18 protein-coding genes are annotated in these 21636 nt (G+C 73.8%); 6 read left to right on the plus strand and 12 right to left on the minus strand.

What is annotated here, in order from left to right; translation table 11 throughout:
• Positions 1–23: 23 nt before the first annotated feature.
• From pyrE to clpB, 4 genes are all read right to left on the minus strand, one after another.
• Positions 24–578 carry an orotate phosphoribosyltransferase gene (gene pyrE, locus MY526_RS05835; protein ID WP_436695290.1) on the minus strand — a complete coding sequence of 185 codons (555 nt, stop codon included), beginning with the start codon at positions 576–578 and terminating at the stop codon, positions 24–26.
• A 71-nt stretch (positions 579–649) separates the two neighbouring features.
• Positions 650–1285 carry a fasciclin domain-containing protein gene (locus MY526_RS05840; protein WP_436703450.1) on the minus strand — a complete coding sequence of 212 codons (636 nt, stop codon included), beginning with the start codon at positions 1283–1285 and terminating at the stop codon, positions 650–652.
• 82 nt (positions 1286–1367) lie between these two features.
• On the minus strand, positions 1368–2021 hold the full coding sequence (locus MY526_RS05845; RefSeq protein WP_436695292.1) for a hypothetical protein: 654 nt from the start codon (positions 2019–2021) through the stop codon (positions 1368–1370).
• Between the two features lie 151 nt (positions 2022–2172).
• Complete coding sequence (clpB, locus tag MY526_RS05850) at positions 2173–4758, minus strand: ATP-dependent chaperone ClpB (protein ID WP_436703451.1); 2586 nt, start codon at positions 4756–4758, stop codon at positions 2173–2175.
• A 188-nt stretch (positions 4759–4946) separates the two neighbouring features.
• On the opposite strand from clpB, the gene MY526_RS05855 reads away from it, so the two are divergent.
• Both MY526_RS05855 and MY526_RS05860 read left to right on the plus strand, forming a co-directional pair.
• Positions 4947–5390 (plus strand): MarR family winged helix-turn-helix transcriptional regulator, encoded by a 444-nt coding sequence (locus MY526_RS05855; RefSeq protein ID WP_436703452.1) that lies wholly within the window; start codon positions 4947–4949, stop codon positions 5388–5390.
• Between the two features lie 63 nt (positions 5391–5453).
• Entirely contained in the window at positions 5454–5891 is a 438-nt protein-coding gene (locus MY526_RS05860; RefSeq protein WP_436703453.1) for an OsmC family peroxiredoxin, read from the plus strand.
• Positions 5892–5951: 60 nt separating this feature from the next.
• Here MY526_RS05860 and MY526_RS05865 read toward each other — a convergent pair whose 3' ends face one another.
• The 7 genes from MY526_RS05865 to dnaK form a co-directional block, all read right to left on the minus strand.
• Positions 5952–7556 (minus strand): MDR family MFS transporter, encoded by a 1605-nt coding sequence (locus tag MY526_RS05865; RefSeq protein WP_436694341.1) that lies wholly within the window; start codon positions 7554–7556, stop codon positions 5952–5954.
• A gap of 52 nt (positions 7557–7608) precedes the next feature.
• A complete protein-coding gene (locus MY526_RS05870) occupies positions 7609–8085 on the minus strand; it encodes a MarR family winged helix-turn-helix transcriptional regulator (RefSeq protein WP_436694342.1) in 477 nt (158 codons plus the stop codon).
• Between the two features lie 117 nt (positions 8086–8202).
• Positions 8203–8685, minus strand: coding sequence for a MarR family winged helix-turn-helix transcriptional regulator (locus MY526_RS05875; protein ID WP_436694343.1), 483 nt, complete (start codon positions 8683–8685; stop codon positions 8203–8205).
• Entirely contained in the window at positions 8682–9140 is a 459-nt protein-coding gene (locus tag MY526_RS05880) for a heat shock protein transcriptional repressor HspR (RefSeq protein ID WP_436694344.1), read from the minus strand. Before MY526_RS05880 ends, MY526_RS05875 begins: the two co-directional genes overlap by 4 nt.
• The gene (gene dnaJ, locus MY526_RS05885; protein ID WP_436694345.1) at positions 9137–10351 is read right to left on the minus strand and encodes a molecular chaperone DnaJ; all 1215 of its coding nucleotides are present in this window, start codon (positions 10349–10351) and stop codon (positions 9137–9139) included. Before dnaJ ends, MY526_RS05880 begins: the two co-directional genes overlap by 4 nt.
• Positions 10352–10370: 19 nt before the next feature.
• Positions 10371–11102, minus strand: a complete 732-nt coding sequence (gene grpE, locus MY526_RS05890; RefSeq protein ID WP_436694346.1) for a nucleotide exchange factor GrpE — start codon at positions 11100–11102, stop codon at positions 10371–10373.
• Positions 11099–12982: a molecular chaperone DnaK gene (dnaK, locus tag MY526_RS05895; protein WP_436694347.1), complete on the minus strand. Its 1884-nt coding sequence runs from the start codon at positions 12980–12982 to the stop codon at positions 11099–11101. The genes grpE and dnaK overlap by 4 nt, the downstream gene beginning before the upstream one ends.
• A 214-nt stretch (positions 12983–13196) precedes the next feature.
• Here dnaK and MY526_RS05900 point away from each other — a divergent pair, with 214 nt between their 5' ends.
• From MY526_RS05900 to MY526_RS05910, 3 genes are all read left to right on the plus strand, one after another.
• Positions 13197–14195 (plus strand): type IV toxin-antitoxin system AbiEi family antitoxin domain-containing protein, encoded by a 999-nt coding sequence (locus MY526_RS05900; RefSeq protein WP_436703454.1) that lies wholly within the window; start codon positions 13197–13199, stop codon positions 14193–14195.
• Positions 14196–14405: 210 nt separating this feature from the next.
• Positions 14406–16697, plus strand: coding sequence for a heterodisulfide reductase-related iron-sulfur binding cluster (locus tag MY526_RS05905; protein WP_436694350.1), 2292 nt, complete (start codon positions 14406–14408; stop codon positions 16695–16697).
• Positions 16698–16781: 84 nt separating this feature from the next.
• A complete protein-coding gene (locus tag MY526_RS05910) occupies positions 16782–18116 on the plus strand; it encodes a CynX/NimT family MFS transporter (RefSeq protein ID WP_436703455.1) in 1335 nt (444 codons plus the stop codon).
• Here MY526_RS05910 and dcd read toward each other — a convergent pair.
• Entirely contained in the window at positions 18082–18672 is a 591-nt protein-coding gene (gene dcd / locus MY526_RS05915; RefSeq protein ID WP_436694352.1) for a dCTP deaminase, read from the minus strand. The two genes, MY526_RS05910 and dcd, sit on opposite strands and share 35 nt — an antisense overlap.
• Positions 18673–18965: 293 nt before the next feature.
• Between dcd and MY526_RS05920 the strand changes: the two genes are divergently transcribed.
• Entirely contained in the window at positions 18966–21593 is a 2628-nt protein-coding gene (locus MY526_RS05920; protein WP_436703456.1) for an ATP-binding protein, read from the plus strand.
• The last annotated feature ends 43 nt before the right edge of the window (positions 21594–21636 follow it).

Consider the following 21636-nt stretch of genomic DNA (forward strand, 5'->3'; position numbering starts at 1 on the left):
GAGCGGTGAGGAGGACGAGGTCCCTACGCCAGGCCGAGGTCGGCGAGGGTGAAGGCGGCGCGGTACTCGAGCCCGGCCTCCTCGACCGCGGCCCGCCCGCCCCGGTCGACGATGACCGCCACCGCGATCGGCTCGGCCCCGGCCTCGCGCAGCGCCTCGACCGCGGTCAGCGGGCTGGACCCGGTGGTGGAGACGTCCTCGACGACGAGCACGGCGCGCCCGGCGACGTCCGGTCCCTCGATCCGCCGCTGCAGCCCGTGCGCCTTGCCGGCCTTGCGCACGACGCAGGCGTCGAGGAAGCCCTCCCCCGCCGCGGCCGCGTGCAGCATCGCCGTGGCCACCGGGTCGGCGCCGAGGGTCAGGCCGCCGACGACGTCGTAGCGCAGGTCGCCGGTCAGCTGCCGCATCACCCGGCCCACCAGCGGGGCGCCCTGGTGGTGCAGGGTCAGCCGGCGCATGTCGATGTACCAGTCGGCCTCGCGCCCGGAGGAGAGGGTCACCCGCCCGTGCACCACGGCCAGGTCGACGATGAGCTCGAGCAGCCGGTCACGGTCGGGCGTGCTCGCGGGAGCCGTCATGACGCCGACCCTAGAAGGACCCCGTCCTCGCCACCTTCGCGGGCTCGGGGCGGACCCCTGGACGGGGCCGTTCAGGTGGCCGGGGCGAGCACCTGGTCGACGATGTAGACCGTCGCGTTCGCCGTCTGCACGTTGCCGCAGACCACCGACGCGGGGGCCGCGCCGACGACGGTCTGGTCGGCGCTCACCGTGAAGCTCTCCCCCTCGCCCTCGACGGTGACCTCGTCGCCGCTGAGCGTGGTGTGCGTGCCCGCCAGCTCGCCCGGGGTCAGCCGCCCGGGGATGACGTGGTGGGTGAGCAGCGCGGTGAGCCGCGCCGTGTCGACCAGCAGCGCGTTCAGCGCATCCGCGGGAACGGCCTCGAAGGCGGTGTTCGCGGGGGCGAGCACGGTGATGTCCGGCGTGGTGTTGAACGCGTCCACCAGGTTCGCCGTCTGCACGGCGATGACCAGGGTGGACAGCAGCGGGGTGGTGCCGGCGGCGACGACGACGGGGTCGTCGGCCATCGCGGCGATGCCCTCGGGCGGCACGGCGGCGCACCCGGCGCCGAAGGGTCCCGTCGGCGCCGGCGCGGCACTCGTCGTCGGCGCCGCCGGGGCGGTCGCGGTCTCCGCCGCGGACGAGCCGCCGTCGTCGGAGCTGCACGCGCTCAGCACGACGGCGGAGGCGACGGCCAGGGCGCAGCGGGCGGCGCGGGTGCGGGTCACGAGCGGGGTCTCTCCTTCGTCGGGCCGGGACATTCTCCGGCCTCCCCGCGGAGCCGGTGCGGCCGGACCGCCCGCCGCGGGGTCAGCGCAGGCCGGCGGCCCGTCGCCAGCCCATGGTCCGGTACCACTCGCTCGACTGCGGCCGGGCCAGCAGGACGACGCCGGCGATGAGCACCAGCATCTGACAGACCGAGAGCGCGGTGAGGAACCCGGTGCTCGGCTGGGCCAGCGCCGACAGCCCGCCGATGATGCCCAGCCCGCCGAGGACGAACAGCACGATCCGCGCCCAGTTGCGGCCGTTCCAGGCGAACCAGATGAACAGCGCCTCGAGGGCCACGAGGAGCAGTCCGAGGACGGCGCTGACGATCAGCACGGCCTGGACGGCGTCGTCGGACACGGACACGTCGACGCCGGAGCGGGCCAGCTCCTGGTCGATCAGGGTGTCGATGCTGGCGAAGGTGACGATCGACCCGACCAGGCCGAGCACCAGGCTGGCGATGAAGGCGCCGACCCCGAAGCGCACGGTGTCCGGCCGCGGCGGGGCCTCCTGGGGTGCGTGCCCGGGAGCCGACGGAGCGGCGGCGTAGCCGTACTGCGGCGGCGCGGGCGGCGCCTGCCACCCCTGCTGCTGCGGAGGCGGCGCCTGCCAACCCTGCGGCGGCGGCTGCTGCCACCCCTGGGGTGGCGGTGCCTGCCAGCCCTGCTGCGGGTCCTGGCCGCCCTGCCCTGATGTCATCTGCGCTCCCGTTCCCGTTCCTGCACTCGGCGGCGATGCTCACCCACCGGGCGGCGCGGGACCAGCACCCCGGGCCGATCGAGACCCGATCGGGATCGCGACGCGTCGGGCCCGCCGCTCTCCGGGGGGAGAACGGCGGGCCCGAGCAGCGTCAGCCGCGGGAGACGGTCAGCCCCTCGACGGCGAGGTCGTCCGGCGCGTCGACGACGACCGTGTCGCCGTCCCGGATGTCACCGGCCAGCAGCGCCCGGGCCAGCTGGTCGCCGATCGCCGACTGCACCAGCCGGCGCAGCGGCCGGGCGCCGTAGACCGGGTCGAACCCGTTGATCGCCAGCCACTCGCGGGCGGCGTCGGTGACGTCCAGCGTCAGCCGCCGGGCGGCCAGCCGCCGGGCGAGCACGCCGACCTGGATGTCGACGATGCCGGCCAGCTCCTCGCTGCCCAGGGCGCGGAAGACCACGACGTCGTCCAGCCGGTTGAGGAACTCCGGCTTGAAGTGCTGCCGGACCACCTCGAGCACCGCCTGCCGGCGCCGCTCCTCCTCGACCGACTGGTCGGCGATCAGCTGCGAGCCCAGGTTCGAGGTCAGGATGAGGATGGTGTTCCGGAAGTCCACCGTCCGGCCCTGGCCGTCGGTCAGCCGGCCGTCGTCGAGCACCTGCAGCAGCACGTCGAAGACGTCGGGGTGCGCCTTCTCCACCTCGTCGAGCAGCACGACGGTGTACGGCCGTCGCCGGACCGCCTCGGTGAGCTGGCCGCCGGCCTCGTAACCGACGTAGCCGGGCGGCGCGCCGACCAGCCGGGCGACCGAGTGCTTCTCGGAGTACTCGCTCATGTCGATGCGGACCATCGCCCGCTCGTCGTCGAACAGGAACTCCGCCAGCGCCTTGGCCAGCTCGGTCTTGCCGACGCCGGTCGGGCCCAGGAAGAGGAACGAGCCGGTCGGGCGGTCGGGATCCGACACCCCGGAGCGGGCCCGGCGGACGGCGTCGGAGACGGCACGGACGGCGTCGGGCTGGCCGACCACCCGCAGGCCGAGCTCGTCCTCCATCCGCAGCAGCTTCTGCGTCTCGCCCTCGAGCAGCCGGCCGGCCGGGATCCCGGTCCAGGCCTGCACGACCTCGGCGATGTCGTCGGGGCCGACCTCCTCCTTGAGCATGGAGGTGCCGTCCTCGACCGACGCCTCGGCCTCGGCCAGCGCCTTCTCCAGCTGGGGCAGGCGGCCGTAGCGCAGCTCGGCGACGTGCGCGAGGTCGCCGTCCCGCTCGGCCCGCTCGGCCTCCAGCCGCGCCCGCTCCAGCTCCTCCTTGATCTGCTGGATGCGGACGATGGCGCCCTTGTCCTGCTGCCAGCGGGCGGTCAGCTCGTCGAGCTGCTGGCGCTTGTCGGCCAGATCGGACCGCAGCGAGGCCAGCCGGTCCTTCGACGACGCGTCGTCCTCCTTGGCCAGCGCCATCTCCTCGATCTCCAGCCGGCGCACGGCGCGCTCGACCTCGTCGACCTCGACGGGGCGGCTGTCGATCTCCATGCGCAGCCGGCTGGCGGCCTCGTCGACCAGGTCGATCGCCTTGTCCGGCAGGAACCGCGCGGTGACGTACCGGTCGGACAGGGTGGCGGCGGCGACGATCGCGGCGTCGGTGATCCGGACGCCGTGGTGCACCTCGTAGCGCTCCTTGAGCCCGCGCAGGATGCCGATGGTGTCCTCGACGCTGGGCTCCCCGACGAAGACCTGCTGGAAGCGCCGCTCGAGGGCGGGGTCCTTCTCGATGTGCTCGCGATACTCGTCGAGGGTGGTCGCGCCGACCATCCGCAGCTCCCCGCGGGCGAGCATCGGCTTGATCATGTTGCCGGCGTCCATCGCCGAGTCGCCGGTGGCCCCGGCGCCGACGATCGTGTGCAGCTCGTCGATGAAGGTGATGACCTCGCCCTCGGCCTCGGTGATCTCGTGGAGGACGGCCTTGAGCCGCTCCTCGAACTCACCGCGGTACTTCGCGCCGGCCACCATCGACGCCAGGTCCAGCGCCATGAGCCGCTTGCCCTTCAGGCTCTCCGGCACGTCGCCGGCCACGATCCGCTGGGCCAGGCCCTCGACGATCGCGGTCTTGCCGACGCCGGGCTCCCCGATGAGCACCGGGTTGTTCTTGGTCCGCCGGGACAGCACCTGCACGACCCGGCGGATCTCGGTGTCGCGGCCGACGACGGGGTCGATCTTCCCGTCACGGGCGCGCTGGGTGAGGTCGACGGCGTACTTCTCCAGCGCCTGGAACGTGCTCTCCGGGTCGGCGGTGGTCACCTTGCGGTTGCCACGGACGGTGCGGAAGGCGGCCAGCAGCGCGTCGCGGGTGGCGCCGGAGCTCTTGAGCACCGCGCCGGCCTCGCCCTCGGACTCGGCCAGGCCGACCAGCAGGTGCTCGGTGGAGACGAACTCGTCGCCGAGCGCACTGGCCTGCTCGCCGGCGGCGTTCATGACCCGGAGCAGCTCCCGGGACGGCGACGGGGCGGGCACGGTCGCGCCGCTGACGCTGGGCATCCGGCGGAGGGCGGCCTCGGTCTTGGCACGGACGTCGGCCGTGTCGGCCCCCACGGCCTTGAGCAGCGGTCCGGCGATGCCGTCGGTCTGCTCCAGCAGCGCGGCGAGCAGGTGCAGGGGCTCCAGGGCGGCCTGGCCACGGTCGACCGCCAGCCGCTGAGCGGCGGCGATGGCCTCCTGCGAACGGGTGGTGAGCTTGCTCTGCATGGTGGGTGGGGACGGTCCTCTCCGGGTGGGCCGGGGTCCGGCCGGGGTTCTCGAGTGGTCCAACGGCGGACGAGTTGAGTCTGTTCCACTCAACCTCGCTGCGTCGCCTCACCGCAAGCGCGGAGGCGGTACCCACGATCGAGCGCAACCCGGGGTAGCGGCCAGAGTGGACCCCTAGACTCCCGGGCGTGACCCGTCTGCCGGCCCCGAGCGCAGTTCTCGAGGACCAGCTCTGCTTCGCGCTCTACGCGGCCTCCCGGGCGATGACGGCGCGCTACCGGCCCATGCTCGACGCGATCGGGCTCACCTACCCGCAGTACCTCGTGATGATGCTGCTGTGGGAGGAGGACCACCAGACCGTCGGCCAGCTCGGTACCCGGCTCTTCCTCGACAGTGGCACGCTCTCGCCGCTGCTGAAGCGCCTCAACACGGCGGGCCTGGTCACGCGCAACCGCCGGCTCGAGGACGAGCGCTCGGTGTCCATCTCGCTCACCGAGGCCGGCCGGGCGCTGCGCGACCGGGCGGAGGCGATCTCCGGCGAGATCATCTGCGCCCTCGACCTGGACCGCGCGGAGTTCTCCGAGCTCAAGGCCAAGCTCCAGCTGGTCACCGACCGGATGACCGCGCACTGACGGGGTTGCCCGCAACCGCCCGGGGTAGGGCGCCTCCGTACGCACTCTGACGGAGGAGATCGCATGCCCACGCGTTCCGCCCGAACCGCCTGGAACGGCTCCCTCATGGAGGGCTCCGGCCAGGTGGAGCTCTCCAGCTCCAAGGTCGGCACCTACGAGGTCTCGTTCCCCAAGCGCACGGCCGAGGAGGCCGACGGCACGACCAGCCCCGAGGAGCTGATCGCGGCCGCGCACTCCGCGTGCTTCGCGATGGCGCTGTCCAGCGAGATCGGAAAGGCCGGCGGCACCCCGCAGGCCCTCGAGGTCTCCGCCGCCGTGACACTGGGCCAGAAGGACGGTGCACCCACCATCACCACGATCAAGCTCACCGTCCGCGGCGAGGTCGACGGGCTCGATGCGGCCGGCTTCGAGAAGGCGGCCCAGGCCGCCAAGGTCGGCTGCCCGGTCAGCAAGGCCCTGGCCGCCGTCGACATCAGCCTGGACGCCGCACTGGACAGCTGACGAGGGACGACGGCGGCCCGTCCCCCGGGGTGGGGGACGGGCCGCCGTCGTCGGTGCGGCTCAGGCGCCGCGGCGCAGCCGCTCCTCGCCGCTCTCGGTGCGCAGCGCGATCTCGCGGATGAACACGATCGCCACCACGGCGACCACCGCGACGACGGCGGAGATGGCGAAGATCCGCCCGGTCGCGTCGCCGTAGGACACCTCGATGAGGGTCCGGATCGCCGGCGGCGCCTCGGCGAGGTCGGCCAGGCCGACCTCGCCGGGGCCCTGGGCGGCCTGCGCCGCTCCCGGGACCCCGGCCAGCCCCTGGCCGATCAGGTCGCCGACCCGCGCGCTGAGCACCGCGCCGAGCACGGAGACGCCGATCGTGCCGCCCAGGCTGCGGAAGAACGCGACGGCGGAACTGGCGGCGCCCAGGTCGCGGGCCGCGACGGTGTTCTGCACCGCGAGCACGAGGTTCTGCATCGTCATGCCGATGCCCACGCCCAGCACGAACAGGAAGACCCCCAGCACGACCATGTCCGTCTCGTGGTCGACGGTGGCCAGCAACCCGAACCCGGCGACGACGAGCAGCGAGCCCGCGACGAGGAAGCGCTTCCACCGGCCGGAGCGGGTGATGAGCAGGCCCGAGACGGTCGAGGAGAGCAGCAGCCCCGCGACCATCGGGATGGTCAGCAGGCCGGCCGCCGTCGGCGAGTAGCCGCGGGAGATCTGCAGGTACTGGCCGAGGAAGACCGACGAGCCGAACATGGCCACGCCGATCGCCATGCTGGCCAGGATCGCCAGCGTCGTCGTCCGGTCCCGGAACAGCCGCAGCGGCACGATCGGCTCCTTCGCCCGGAGCTCGGTGACGACGAAGGCCACGATCGCCAGCACCCCACCGCTGAGGAACAGCGCCGTCTCCGCCGACCACCAGGGGAACGTGCCGCCGGCCAGGGTGACCCAGATGAGCAGCGCGGAGACCCCGGCGGTCAGGAAGGTCGCGCCGAGGTAGTCGATCGAGACGGCGCGCCGGGTCACCGGCAGGTGCAGGGTGCGCTGCAGCAGGACCAGCGCCACGACGCCGAACGGGACGCCCAGGTAGAACACCGACCGCCAGCCCAGCCAGCTGGTGTCGACCAGCACCCCGCCGATGAGCGGCCCGCCGACCGTCGCGACCGCCATGACCGCCCCGATGAGGCCGGAGTACCGGCCCCGCTCGCGCGGGCTGATCATCGCCGCCATCGCGATCTGCACGAGTGCCTGGACGCCGCCCAGGCCGAGGCCCTGCAGCACCCGCCAGGAGATGAGGGTCTCCACCGACTGGGCCAGGCCGGCCAGCACCGAGCCGACGATGAAGATCACGATCGAGATCTGGATCAGCAGCTTCTTGCTGAACAGGTCGGCGAGCTTGCCCCAGATCGGCGTGGACGCCGTGGAGGCCAGCAGGGTCGCGGTGACCACCCAGGTGTACTGACCCTGGGTGCCGCGGAGGTCGGTGATGATCGTCGGCAGGGCGTTGGAGACGACGGTCGAGGACAGGAACGCCACGAACATCGCCAGCAACATCCCGGACAGCGCCGACAGGATCTGGCGGTGGGTCATCGCACCCTGCTGCTCGGCGGGCGCGACGTCGGCGGCGGGGGCGGTGGCGGCCGACGTGCGGTCGTCGAGGGTGCTGGTCACGGATCTCCTGGGCGGTGCGGTGATGGGGTCGAGCGACGCGACGAGGGGCCGGTCACGATGCGGCGCCGGCGAGGGTGAGGTCGGCGAGCGAGCGGTCGAGGTCCGCGGCCAGGCGCTCGAGCAGCTCGCCGAGCTGCCGCGCGTCGTCCTCGTCCCAGCCGGCCAGGGCCGTGGTGGCCCACTCCGAGCGCAGTGCCCGGGTCGCGGCGAGCGCGGCCGTGCCGGCGTCGGTGAGGTGCACGAGGCTCGCCCGCCCGTCGTGCGGGTCGGGACGGCGCTCGACGTAGCCGGAGCGCTCGAGGGCGGCCAGCTGGCGGCTGGCGACGGAGACGTCCACGCCGACGCGGGTCGCCAACGCGCCGCAGCGCTGCTCCCCGTCCTGCTCGAGGGGCAGCAGCAGGGCCCACCCGTAGGAGGGCAGGTCGCCGGAGATGGCGCCGGCGGCGCGGACGCTGAGCTGCCGCCCGGTGCGGACGACCTGGGCGACGCCGGCGGTCAGCCGGTCGCGGGTCTCGGGAGTGATGGGCACGGGGGTTCCTCGCCACGGGGTTACTTGCAGACCGCAACCATACAGTCAGTTGGTTGCGGTCTACAACATTTGTGACGGAGGTGACCCCGGCGGGTCAGCGGCCTGCGGTCCGGCCGGTCAGCCCCCCGGCCGGAGCTCCCGCGCGAGGTCGTCCCGCGCCTCACCCAGGCGGTTCAGCCGCGAGAGCAGCTCGGCGAGGGTGGCGACGTCGTCGGCCGGCCAGTCGGCGAGGTCGGACTCCCAGCGGGCCCGCCGCGCCTCGCGGATGGCGGCCAGCCGGGAGGCGCCCTCCTGGGACGTGCGCAGCACCTGGGCGCGGCCGTCGGCCGGATCGGCCTCCCGGGTGACCATCCCCAGCTCGACCAGGGAGGCCACCTGCCGGCTCACCGTGCTCTTGTCCAGGCCCAGCCGGGCGACCAGGTCGCTGGCCCGCAGGGGCCCGCTGTCCTCGAGCAGAGCCAGCAGCCCGTACGCCGCGCCGTCGAGGTCGGGGTGCAGCTCGCGGGACAGCCGGGCGGAGATGGCGCGGGACCGGCGCAGCAGCAACCCGATCTCCCGCTCCACCTGGACGAACGCGTCGTGCAGAGCGCTCCCGCTCACCGCGCTTCCCTCGGACGCCAGACGACCAGCGCCGACGTCGAGGGCCGCATCGGCACGAGGTCGCCGCCGTAGCCGGCCTGGACGGCGGACTCGGCGGCGATCCGCCGGGTCTCGGCGATCTCCAGCTCGGCCAGCAGCTCCCGCACCCGCAGCTGGAGCGCCTCGACCTGCGACTCGAGGTCGATGATCCGTTTGATGCCCGCGAGGTTGACGCCGTCCTCCTGGGACAGCCGCTGGACCTCGCGCAGCAGCGCGACGTCGCGCGGGCTGTACCGCCGGCCACCGCCGGCCGTGCGACCCGGCCGCACCAGGCCCAGCCGGTCGTACTGGCGCAGGGTCTGCGCGTGCATCCCGGCGAGCTCGGCGGCGACCGAGATGACGAAGACCGGGGCGTCCTCGGCGACGGCGCGGCCGGCGTCCTGCCGCGCCCGGCCACCCTCGGCGGGGGCGCTCACCGCGCTCCCCCGCCCTGGACGGCGGCGGTGATCCGGGGCCGCGGGTCGCCGAGCTCGGCGTCGAGCACCTTGACCGCCTCCTGGGCGGCCGGGCTGAGCTTCTTGGGCACGGCCACCTCGACGGTGACCAGGAGGTCCCCCGCCCGGCCCTTGCCCGGCACGCCCCTCCCCCGGACGCGCAGCGTCTGGCCGCTCGCCGTGCCGGGGGGCACCTTGAGCGTGACGTTGCCGTCGAGGGTGGGCACCGTCAGCGTCGCGCCCAGGCTGGCCTCGGCGAACGTGATCGGCACGGTCAGCGTCAGGTCGTTGCCCTTGCGGCCGAACAGCTCGTGGTCGGCGACGTGCACGACGACGAACAGGTCGCCGGCCGGGCCCCCGCGCCGGCCCGGTGCCCCCTTGCCGGCCAGCCGGATGCGCTGGCCGTCCTTGACGCCGGCCGGGATCCGCACCGTGATGGTGCGGGTCTGGGTGGTCACGCCGTTGCCCGCGCAGGTCGGGCAGGGGTCGTCGACCACCTGGCCGGTGCCGCGGCAGTTGCGGCACGGCTCGGAGAAGGCGAACGCGCCCTGGCTGCGGCTGGTGACGCCGGCCCCCTGGCAGACCGGGCAGGTGTGCGGCGAGGTGCCCGGCCGCGCCCCGCTGCCGGAGCAGGTGGGGCAGGTGCCGGGGCTCTGCATCCGCAGCGGCACGGTGACGCCGAGGACGGCCTCGTCGAAGGAGAGGGTCGCCTCGGTCTCGACGTCCTGGCCGCGGGCCGGTCCGGACGCCGCCTGGCTGCGGGCCCGCGCCGAGCCGCCGGTGCCGGCCCCGCCGCCGAAGAGCCCGCCGAACAGGTCGCCGAGCCCGCCGGTGCCCCCACTCCGCGGAGCACCACCGGCGGCGCCGAACAGGTCGCCGAGGTCGAACGGCTGCCCGCCGCCGGCACCGCCGGGGAACCCTCCGGGGAAGCCCGCGCGGGCTCCCGCGCCGCCGGCCCCGAACAGCCGGCGGGCCTCGTCGTACTCGGCCCGCCGCTTGGTGTCGGAGAGGACGTCGTAGGCCTCCGACACGTCCTTGAACTTGGCCTCCGCCTGCGTGTTGCCCGGGTTCTTGTCCGGGTGCAGGTCACGGGCGAGCTTGCGGTAGGCCTTCTTGATCTCCGCGGCGTCGGCGCTCTGGGGGACGCCCAGCGCGGCGTAGTAGTCCTTCTCGATGAAGTCCCGGGTGCTCATCGGGCGCCCTCCTCCCGTCTCAGTCGGACGCCGCCGCCGGGCCCTCGCCCGGCTGCGCCGCGGCGGGGTCGCCGGCCCCGTCCGCCGGCACCGGCGCCGGCGCCGGGGTCTCCGGGTCGGTCACCGCGACCATCGCCGTCCGCAGCACCCGGTCGCCGCGGCGGAAGCCCTGCCGCAGCACCGTCGTGGCCGTCGGGACGTCGACCTCGGCCGAGGTGTCGTGGATGACGGCCTCGTGCAGCGACGGGTCGAAGGGGTCGCCCGCCGTCCCGAACGCCGCCACGCCCAAGCCCTCGAGCAGGCCGAGGACCCGGTCGGCGACCAGCTTGAACGCGCCGGTCAGGTCGCCGTGGTCACGGGCCCGCTCGATGTCGTCGACGATCGGGAACAGCTGCGCGGCGAACCGCTCGGCGGCCTGGTCGACCACCAGCTGCCGGTCCCGGTCCACCCGGCGGCGGTAGTTGGCGTACTCGGCGGTGACCCGCTGGAGGTCGTCCGTCCGCTCCGCCAGCTGGCGGCTCAGGTCGTCGTCCGCCGCCGGCTGCCCGGCGACGGTCTCGTGCTCGCTCATCTGCTCCCCTTGCGCTGCCCAGCTCGGCGCTGGACCCGGCGCGGTCCGGTCGGGCACGTCTGCGCCCGTGCGGGCGCCGGCCGGCTGCTCGCCGGCCGGCACCCGCACGGTGCCGCTGATCGGGTCGATGCGCCGCTTGTCGCGGATGACGACCCGCGGCTCCTCTTCCCTGGCTGTCATCGGCGGTCGTTGTCCTCGTCGACGATCTCGGCGTCGACGACGTCGTCCTCCGTCGTCGTCGTACCCGACGCACCGGCGTCACCGGGGGTTCCCGCGCCGGCACCGGGGCCGGCCTGGGCGCCGGCCGCGCTCGCCTCGGCCTGCTGGGCGTAGAGCGCCCCGCCGACCTCCTGGGAGACGCGGGCGACCTTCTCCTGGGCGGCCTTGATCGCGGCGATGTCGGACCCGCCGAGGGCCGAGCGCAGCTCGGTGAGCGCCTCGCCGAGCTCCTCCTTCTTCTCGGCCGGGATCTTGTCGCCGTTCTCGGCCAGGAACTTCTCGGTCTGGTACTGCAGCGACTCGGCGAGGTTGCGGGTCTCGGCCTCCTCGCGGCGGCGCTTGTCCTCCTCGGCGTGCGCCTCGGCGTCCTTCATCATCCGCTCGATGTCGTCCTTCGGGAGGGCCGAGCCGCCGGTGATGGTCATCGACTGCTCCTTGCCCGTGCCGAGGTCCTTGGCGTGGACGTGGACGATGCCGTTGGCGTCGATGTCGAAGGCCACCTCGATCTGCGGGACACCACGCGGCGCCGGGGGCAGACCGGTCAGCTCGAACATGCCGAGCTTCTTGTTGTAGGCGGCCATCTCGCGCTCGCCCTGGAAGACCTGGATCTGCACGGACGGCTGGTTGTCGTCGGCCGTCGTGAAGATCTCGCTGCGCTTGGTCGGGATCGTGGTGTTGCGCTCGATGAGCTTGGTCATGATCCCGCCCTTGGTCTCGATGCCCAGGGACAGCGGGGTGACGTCGAGCAGCAGGACGTCCTTGACCTCGCCGCGGAGGACGCCGGCCTGCAGCGCGGCGCCGACGGCGACGACCTCGTCGGGGTTGACGCCCTTGTTGGGCTCCTTGCCGCCGGTGAGCTCCTTCACCAGGTCGCTCACGGCCGGCATGCGGGTGGACCCACCGACGAGGACGACGTGGTCGATCTGGCCCACGGAGATGCCGGCGTCCCGGATGGCCTGGTTGAACGGCGCGCGGGCGCGGTCGAGCAGGTCCTGGGTCAGCCGCTGGAACTCGGCGCGGGTGATGGTGACGTCGAGGTGCAGCGGGCCCTCGGCGCCGGCGGTGATGTAGGGCAGGTTGACGTTGGTCGACTGCGCACCGGACAGCTCGATCTTGGCCTTCTCCGCGGCCTCGCGGAGGCGCTGCATGGCCAGCTTGTCCTTGGACAGGTCGATGCCGTTGGACGCGTTGAACGTCCGGACCAGGTGGTCCATGACCTTCTGGTCCCAGTCGTCGCCGCCGAGGTGGTTGTCACCGGCGGTGGCCTTCACCTCGATGACGCCCTCGCCGATCTCGAGCAGGGAGACGTCGAAGGTGCCGCCGCCGAGGTCGAAGACGAGGATCGTCTGCTCGGTCTCGCCCTTGTCCAGGCCGTAGGCCAGCGCGGCCGCGGTCGGCTCGTTGACGATCCGCAGGACGTTGAGGCCGGCGATCTCACCGGCTTCCTTGGTGGCCTGGCGCTGCGCGTCCTCGAAGTAGGCCGGGACGGTGATGACCGCGTCGGTCACCGGCTCGCCCAGGTAGGTCTCGGCGTCCCGCTTGAGCTTCTGCAGGACGCGGGCGCTGATCTCCTGCGGGGTGTACCGCTTGCCGTCGATCTCCGGCGACTTCCAGTCGGTGCCCATCTCGCGCTTGACGCTGCGGATGGTGCGGTCGACGTTGGTGACCGCCTGGTTCTTCGCCGACTGGCCGACCAGGACCTCGCCGTTCTTCGCGAACGCGACGACCGACGGGGTGGTGCGCGAACCCTCGGAGTTGGCGATGACCGTCGGCTCGCCGCCCTCCAGGACGGTGACGACGGAGTTGGTGGTGCCGAGGTCGATACCGACCGCTCGAGCCATGGAGATGGCCTCTCTTCCGTGTGTACCGGGGTGGTTCTGTTGTCTGCAGGAGCTGAGTGCCCATCTTGCGCGGGGTCCACTCAACTTTCCTGCCCACCCTAACGGCACCCCGAGCGAAACTGTTCCCGGGGGCCTGTGCGGCCAGCCCTCGTGGCCGTCCACAGATCCGCCGGGAGCCCTCCCGTCCACCTGGGACAACGGCACGGTCACCGGCGTGCACCCTCTCCTCCGCGCCGTCGCCGAGCGTCAGCACGGCCTGTTCACCGCGACCGACGCCCGTCGTGCCGGCTACGGCGAGCCCGAGATCCGCCACCTCTGCTCGTCCGGCCGATGGGTCCGCGTCCGTCGCGGCGTCTACGTCCCGGCCGACGTCCTCGCGGTCCACGAGGAGGACGGCGGGCGGCACCTCGTGGACGCGGTGGCCGTGCTCCTGAGCATCGACCGCCCGACTGCCGCCCTGAGCCACGGGACGGCTGTCCGCCTCCGCGGGCTGCCGGTGCCGCGGGACCTCGACGCGACCGTCCGCCTCACCGACCCGCTCCAGTGGCGGCGCGGGCCCGGCTACCTCATGAAGGCCGCCCCGCTCGCCGCGGCCGACGTCACGACGACCGGACCGCTCCGCGTGACGTCGACGTCGCGCGCACTGGTGGACTCCGCACGCGAGTGGCCGCTGGAGGACGCGGTGGTGGCGGCCGACGCCGCCCTCCTCGGCGGACGGACGACGAACGCCGAGCTGCAGCGGGTGCTCGACACGGTCCGGCACTGGCCCGGCGCAGCACGCGCCGTGCGGGCGATCGGGCTGGCCGACGGGCGCGCCGAGTCGCCGCTGGAGACCCGGGGCCGGCTGCGCATCGTCGGCGCCGGGTTCCCGTCTCCGGAGCTGCAGGTGGAGATCCGCGTCGCCGGCCGGCTCGTCGCGGTGGTGGACGCCTGGTTCGACGAGGCAGCCGTGGCCGTCGAGTTCGACGGCCGGGTGAAGTACAGCGACCCCTGGCGCGGCCGCACGCCGGAGCGCGTCCTCTGGGAGGAGAAGCGGCGCGAGGACGAGCTGCGGGCGCTCGACGTCCGGGTCGTCCGCATCGCCGACGCCGACCTGGACGCCGGCTGGCCACCCGTGGAGGCGCGTCTGCGGGCGCTGCTCGCGGCACCGGGCCCCGCGGTGCGGTCCTTCTCGGCCACACCGCGGGCCCGCGGTGTGCGCCGTGCCGGATGACCCGTGATCGCCGCCCTCACCTCCCGGGCGCCGCCCTCGCGCTGCACCGCGCCGACGGCGACGGTGCGGTGAGGACGGCAGGCCATGCAGGGGTTACCGGTGAGTAGCCTGTCGGCACGGCGGCTATCGTGCGGACGGTGGTGAGCGCCGTCCGCCCTGCCGGCGTCGGCGGATCAACGGACGCCGCACCGGTGTCCGGGAGGGAAGTCGATGGGCCCCTTGCAGATCGTCCTCGGGACGATCGCGGTGCTGTTCCTCGTCGTGGCGGTCGTGTTCGCCTACCGGGCGGTCCGCGCGATGATCCGGATCATCCGGACCGGGCAGCCGGACGCCACACGGTCCGGCCCCCTCGGCCCGCGGCTCAAGACGTTGGTCACCGAGTCGCTCGGGCACACCCGGATGCTCAAGTGGTCGTCGATCGGCGTGGCCCACTGGTTCGTCTTCGTCGGCTTCTACGGCCTGTTCCTCACCCTGGTCGAGGCCTTCGGTGAGGTCTGGAACCCGGCGTTCCACCTGCCGATCATCGGCGAGTGGAGCCTGTGGAACCTGTTCGCCGACATCATCGGCACCGGCACGATCCTCGGCATCCTGTACCTGATCTACCGGCGCCAGAAGGACCACCCGCGCCGGCAGGGCCGGTCCAGCCGGTTCGCCGGGTCCAACGAGGGCCGCGGCTACTTCGTCGAGGCCGTCGTCCTCGTCGTCGGCGTCTGCATCCTGCTGATCCGGGCGCTGAAGGTCTCCTCCGACCTGACCGAGGCGCCGGCCTGGTCGCACCCGGTCTCCGGCGCCCTGGCGACCGTGCTGCCCGACAGCCCGGACCTGCTGTCGGTCGTCGCCTTCGTCAAGATCGTCGTCTCGCTGATCTGGCTGGTCGTGGTCTCCCGGCTGCTCAACATGGGCGTGGCCTGGCACCGGTTCAGCGCGTTCTTCAACATCTACTTCAAGCGGGAGGACGACGGCGGCGTCGCCCTCGGCCCGCTGCAGCCGATGACCTCCGGCGGCAAGCCGATCGACTTCGAGGACCCCGACGAGGAAGCGATCTTCGGTCGCGGCAAGATCGAGGACTTCACCTGGAAGGGGATGCTCGACTTCACCACCTGCACCGAGTGCGGGCGGTGCCAGAGCCAGTGCCCGGCCTGGAACACCGGCAAGCCGTTGTCGCCGAAGATGCTGATCATGGACCTGCGGGACCACCTGTACGCCAAGGCCCCGTACCTGCTCGGTGAGAAGACCGCCGGCGAGACGGCGCCGGACTACGACGTCCTCAAGCCGAGCGACGAGCAGGTCTGGGCGTCGGGCTACGCCCGCATCGAGGGCACCAACGAGGCCCAGGCGCACCGGCCGCTGGTCGGCACCCTCGAGGAGGGCGGGGTCATCGACCCCGACGTCCTGTGGAGCTGCACGAACTGCGGCGCCTGCGTGGAGCAGTGCCCGGTCGACATCGAGCACGTCGACCACATCGACGACATGCGCCGCTACCAGGTGCTCATCGAGTCCAACTTCCCCTCCGAGGCCGGCGTGATGCTGCGCAACCTGGAGAACCGCGGCAACCCGTGGGGCGTCCAGGCCAGCACCCGCGACGACTGGATGAAGGAGCTGGACTTCGAGGTCCGGCAGGCCGAGAGCCCGCTGCCCTACGAGGTCGAGTACCTGTTCTGGGTCGGCTGCGCCGGCGCCATCGACGACCGCGCCAAGAAGGTCACCAAGGCCGTCGCCGAGCTGCTGCACACCGCCGGCGTCGAGTTCGCCGTCCTCGGTTCCGGGGAGACCTGCTCCGGGGACCCGGCCCGGCGCATGGGCAACGAGTTCGTCTTCCAGATGCTCGCCCAGGAGAACGTCGAGACGCTGAACGGCGTCTTCGAGGGCCGGGTGCCGGGGATGCGCAAGATCGTCGCCACCTGCCCCCACTGCTTCAACTCCCTGGGCCGGGAGTACCCGCAGGTCGGCGGCCACTACGAGGTCGTGCACCACACCCAGCTGCTCGGCCAGCTGGTGGCCGAGGGCCGGCTGACGCCGGTCACCCCGGTCGACCGCAAGGTCACCTACCACGACCCGTGCTTCCTCGGCCGGCACAACAAGGTCTACACGCCGCCCCGGGAGATCCTCGACTCCGTCCGGGGCCTGTCCACCCAGGAGATGCACCGCTGCAAGGACCGCGGCTTCTGCTGCGGCGCCGGCGGTGCCCGCATGTGGATGGAGGAGAAGATCGGCAAGCGGATCAACATGGAGCGCACCGAGGAGGCCCTCGAGCTCGACCCCGACGTCATCTCCACCGCGTGCCCGTTCTGCATCACGATGCTCAGCGACGCGCTGACCACCAAGAAGCAGAACGGCGAGGCGGGCGAGCACGTGGAGGTGCTCGACGTCAGCCAGATCCTGCTGCGCTCCCTGGCCCCGGTCGGCACGCCCGGCACCGGGTCCGGCCCCGACGTGGGCCGGGCGGGCGACGACGTGGCCGGAACGGGCTCGGCGGCGACGGAGCACGGCGCCCAGAACTGAGGAGCACCCCCGCCGGGCCCCGGTCGTTGCCCGGGGAAACGACCCGGTGGCCGCCGGCCGGGACAGCGGGGGGACCATCGACGGGTGACCCGCACCGCCCCTTCCCTCCCCGCAGCCGCCGCCTCCGGGTCGGACCGCCGCCGGGGACTGCGGTTGATCGCGGTGGCCATCGTGCTCACCGGCTTCAACCTGCGGACGGCGGTCAACAGCGTCGGACCCGTCCTCGAGGAGCTGGAGCAGGGGCTGTCGATCTCCAGCGGGCTGGCCGGGGTGGTCACCACCATGCCGGTGCTGTGCTTCGCGCTCATCGGCTTCGCCGGCCCGCCGCTGGCCGCGCGGTACCGCGACGGCCACGTGCTCGCCGGCGCGCTGCTGGCCATGGCGGCGGGCACGGTCCTGCGCGTGGTGACCGACGCCTTCTGGCTGTTCCTGGTGGGCACCGTGCTGGCGATGGTCGGCGGGGCGCTCGGCAACGTGCTGCTGCCCAGCCTGGTCAAGCGCTACTTCCCCGAGCGCACCGGGCTGCTCATCGGCGCGTACAGCGTCTCGATGGCCGTCGGCGGGGCGATCGCGTCGGTCAGCGCCGCACCGATCGCCGCCGCGACCGGCGCCGACGGCTGGCGCTGGGCGCTGGGGGTGTGGGCGGTGTTCGCCGCGGTCACCGCCCTGCCCTGGCTCTCCGTGCCGGCCCGCCCGGGGGCCTCGCGGGAGGCGCACCGGCGGGTGCGGATGCGCTCGCTCCTCCGCAGCCGGATGGCGCTGGCGCTCGCGCTGTTCTTCGCGATGCAGTCGATGCAGGCCTACGTCCTCATCGGATGGACGGCGCAGTACCTGCGGGACGAGGGCCTCAGCGCGGCGACCGCCGGCCTGCTGCTCGGCATCAACACGATCGTCGTCATCCCGCTCAACGCGATCGTCCCGACGCTCACCGTCCGCCCGCACCTGCAGCGGCCGCTGCTGGCCGGCTTCTGCGTCAGCTACGTCGCCGGCTGGGTGGGGCTCATGGTCGCGCCGCGCGGCGTGCCGTGGCTGTGGATGGGCCTGCTCGCGCTCGGCACGGGCACCTTCGCCATGGTGCTGACCCTCATCGGGCTGCGGGCCCGCACGCCGGAGACCACCGCGGCGCTGTCCACCACCACGCAGGGCTGGGGGTACCTGCTGGCCGGGGCAGGGCCGCTGCTCGTCGGCGTCCTGCGCGGCAGCACCGGCAGCTACACCGGCATGTTCGTCGTCGTCCTCGCCGGCGTGGCCGTGCTGGCGGTCACCGGCTGGTTCGTGACCCGCGAGCGGTACGTCGACGACGAGGTGCCCGGCTGGGGGTCGGACGCCCACCACGGCGACGTCATCGAGGTGGCCGGCACGGAGCCGCCGGTCACCGTGCACGTCACCGAGCCGGGCGGCGGGTCTCCGCGCGGGTGAAGTTGCGGAACGACCGGGACGGCGTCGGGCCGCGCTGGTCCTGGTAGCGCGAGCCGTACACCGCCGACCCGTACGGGTGCTCGGCCGGCGTGGTCAGCCGGAACAGGCACAGCTGCCCGATCTTCATCCCCGGCCACAGGGTGATCGGCAGGTTCGCCACGTTGGACAGCTCCAGCGTGATGTGGCCGGAGAAGCCCGGGTCGACGAAGCCGGCCGTCGAGTGGGTGAGCAGGCCCAGCCGGCCCAGGGAGCTCTTGCCCTCCAGCCGCGCGGCCAGGTCGTCGGGGACCGTGACCACCTCCAGCGTGGACCCCAGCACGAACTCCCCCGGGTGCAGCACGAACGGCTCGTCACCGGCGGGCTCGACCAGGGTGGTCAGGTCGTCCTGCTGGAGCGCCGGGTCGATGTGGGTGTACCGCGCGTTGTTGAAGACCCGGAAGTAGCGGTCCAACCGGACGTCGATGCTCGAGGGCTGCACCAGTCCCTTGTCGTAGGGCTCGATCCCGAGCCGTCCCTCGGCGATCGCAGCCGTGATGTCGCGGTCGGACAGCAGCATGCGCGGGAGTCTAGGGACCGCCCTCCGCTCACCACTCCGGGCGAACCCGCGCCCGGGCCCGTCGACCCGGACGCGGGCGGGAACGGTGGCCGCGCCGGTCCTGTCGAGCGGCTGTGCGGTGACCTCCCGGGCACCGTGGGGTCTGACGGTGCGGGCCTGCCGCCGGGGTAGCCTCCCCTCCGGCGTCCGGCCCCGGCCGGACCAGTGGCCGGGCGTGCGACGCGAGCCGCCCCGGCCACCGGCCCAGGATCGGATCGGGGAGGGAAGCCAAGGACGTGAGCGGAGGACCCGACGTGCCCTCGGCCCCCGGGGACGGAGAGCTCTTCCGCGACGGCGGCGAGAACGGCCGGCTGATGGCCGCCTTCGACTGGTCGGCCACACCGCTCGGCCCGGTGTCGGGCTGGCCGGCGAGCCTGCGGCACGTGGTGCGCACCGTCCTCGCCTCCCGCTTCCCGATGATCCTCGCCTGGGGCCCGGGCTACACCCAGATCTACAACGACGCCTACGCCACCCTCATCGGCGCCAAGCACCCCGCCGCGATCGGCGACGACCTGCGGGTCACCCTCGCCGAGGGCTGGGCCGCGCTGCAGGGACCGGTCGAGCACGCGATGGCGGCCCGCGAGCCGTCCTGGATCCCCCAGCTGCTGCTCCTGCTCGAACGGGCCGGCTACCGCGAGGAGACCTACTTCACCGTCTCCCACGCCCCCGCCTTCGGCGACGACGGCCAGGTCGCCGGCATGCACGCGGTGTGCACCGAGGTGACCCGGCAGGTGCTGGCCGAGCGCCGCCAGCGGCTGCTGCACGACGTCGCGTCGTCGGCCGGGCTGCTCGGGGACGACGTCGCCGCCGTCCGGGAGATGACCGGCGCCCTGGCCGGGGACCCGCTCGACGTGCCGTTCGCGGCGGTCTACCTGAGCCGACCCGGCGAGACCGGGCTGCACCGGGCGGCGGTGACCGGGTGCGACGCCGGGCTGCTGCCCGCCGTGGCCGCCGGGCCCGGCGACCTGCTGCCCGCCGAGGTGGCGCGGCTGCGGCTGACCGGCGGCCCGTGGGGCGACCCGGTCACCGCGGCCGTCGCGCTCCCGTTGAACGGTGGCGCCGGCGCGGAGCCGGTGGGGGCGCTGGTCGTCGGCGTCAACCCCAACCGGGCGCTCGACGAGGAGTACCGCTCCTTCCACGAGCTCCTGGCCGGCCAGTTCGCCGGCGCGGTGGTCAACGCGCGGGCCTACGCCGCCGAGCGGTCGCGCGCCGAGTCGCTGGCCGAGCTCGACCGGGCCAAGACCGCGTTCTTCGCCGACGTCAGCCACGAGCTGCGCACGCCGCTGACCCTGCTGCTCGCCCCGATCGGCGACGCGCTGGCCGACGGCGACGCCGCGCTGCCGGACACGGTCCGCGAGCCGCTCACCCTGGCCCTCCGCAACGGGCAGCGGCTGCAGCGGCTGGTCAACGACCTGCTGGAGTTCGTGAGCATCGAGGCCGGCCGCACCGCCGCCGTCCGGGTGGAGACCGACCTCGCCGCCTACACCGCGGAGCTGGCCGGCGTGCTGCGCGCGGCCGCCGAGCGGGCCGGTCTGCGGCTCACCGTCGACTGCCCGCCGCTGCCGCGCCCGGCCTACGTGGACCCGCGGATGTGGGAGAAGATCGTCCTCAACCTGGTCGCCAACGCGGTGAAGTACACCTTCGTCGGCGGCATCGACGTCACCCTGCGGGCGGACGGCGACCGGCTGGTGCTGCGGGTGTCGGACACCGGGGTCGGCATCCCGGCCGCGGAGCTGCCGCACCTGTTCGAGCGCTTCCACCGGGTCGCCGGGTCCGCCGCCCGCAGCCGCGAGGGCACCGGACTCGGGCTGGCGCTGGTCCGCGAGCTGGCCGGCCTGCACGGCGGCACGGTCGAGGCGGCCGGCGCGCCCGGCGTCGGCAGCTCCTTCACCGTCGCGGTGCCGTTCGGGGCCCCCGACGCCGAGGCCGACGGCCCGGCCACGCCGACCACCGGCAGCGCGACCGTGGCCCCGTGGGACGACGACCTCGGCTGGCCGGCGCCGCCCGGTGCCCCCGGGGCGACCGTGCTGGTGGTCGACGACAACGCCGACATGCGCGCGTACCTGACGCGCGTGCTGTCGCGGCACTGGACGGTGCGGACCGCTGCCGACGGCGAGCAGGCGCTGGCCGGCATCCACGCCGCGCGGCCCGACGTCGTCCTGACCGACGTGATGATGCCGGGCCTGGACGGCTTCGGCCTGCTCCGCGCGCTGCGATCTGACCCCGCGACCCGCAGCGTGCCCGTGGTCATGCTCACCGCGCGGGCCGGCCAGGAGGCCGCCGTCGAGGGGTTCGACGCGGGCGTGGACGACTACCTGCCCAAGCCGTTCGAGTCCGCCGAGCTGGTCGCGCGGCTGCGGACGGTCCTGGACCGCGCTGCCGGCCGCCCGACGAGCGGCGCGCCCCCGGCCGCCCCGGCTCTCCGTCCGGCGATCCTGCGGCCCGAGCCGGCGGGCGGCCCGCCGCGGCCCCGCCGTCCGCTGGCCTCCGACCCCGAGACCTCCCCCGAGGCGACGCCGGTGAGCGGCCGCTGGCGCTTCCCGTCGACCACCGCCTCCGTCCCGGCGCTGCGCCGGCGGCTGCGGGCGCTGTTCGCCGAGGCGCGGCTCGGCGAGGACCTCGCCTACGACCTGGTGCTGGCCACCTGCGAGGCGGCCACGAACGCCGTCGAGCACGCTCAGGACCCGGCCGAGCCGTACATCGACGTCGCCGCCGAGGTCGTCGGCGGGCGGGTGGAGATCGCCGTCCGCGACTACGGCCGGTGGCGGGAGCGGGTGCCGAGCATGGACCGCGGCCGTGGCTCGATGCTGATGAGCGCGGTCGGCGAGATCACCGCCACCCCGAGCCCGGCCGGCACGACGGTGGTCATCCGCACGGCCTGAGGCGAGCGGGGGGCCTGCTCACGCCCTCCGGGGCTCTCCGGTA

Origin of the sequence: Geodermatophilus sp. CPCC 205761, from assembly GCF_051383655.1 — a bacterium.
GTDB lineage: Bacteria > Actinomycetota > Actinomycetes > Mycobacteriales > Geodermatophilaceae > Geodermatophilus.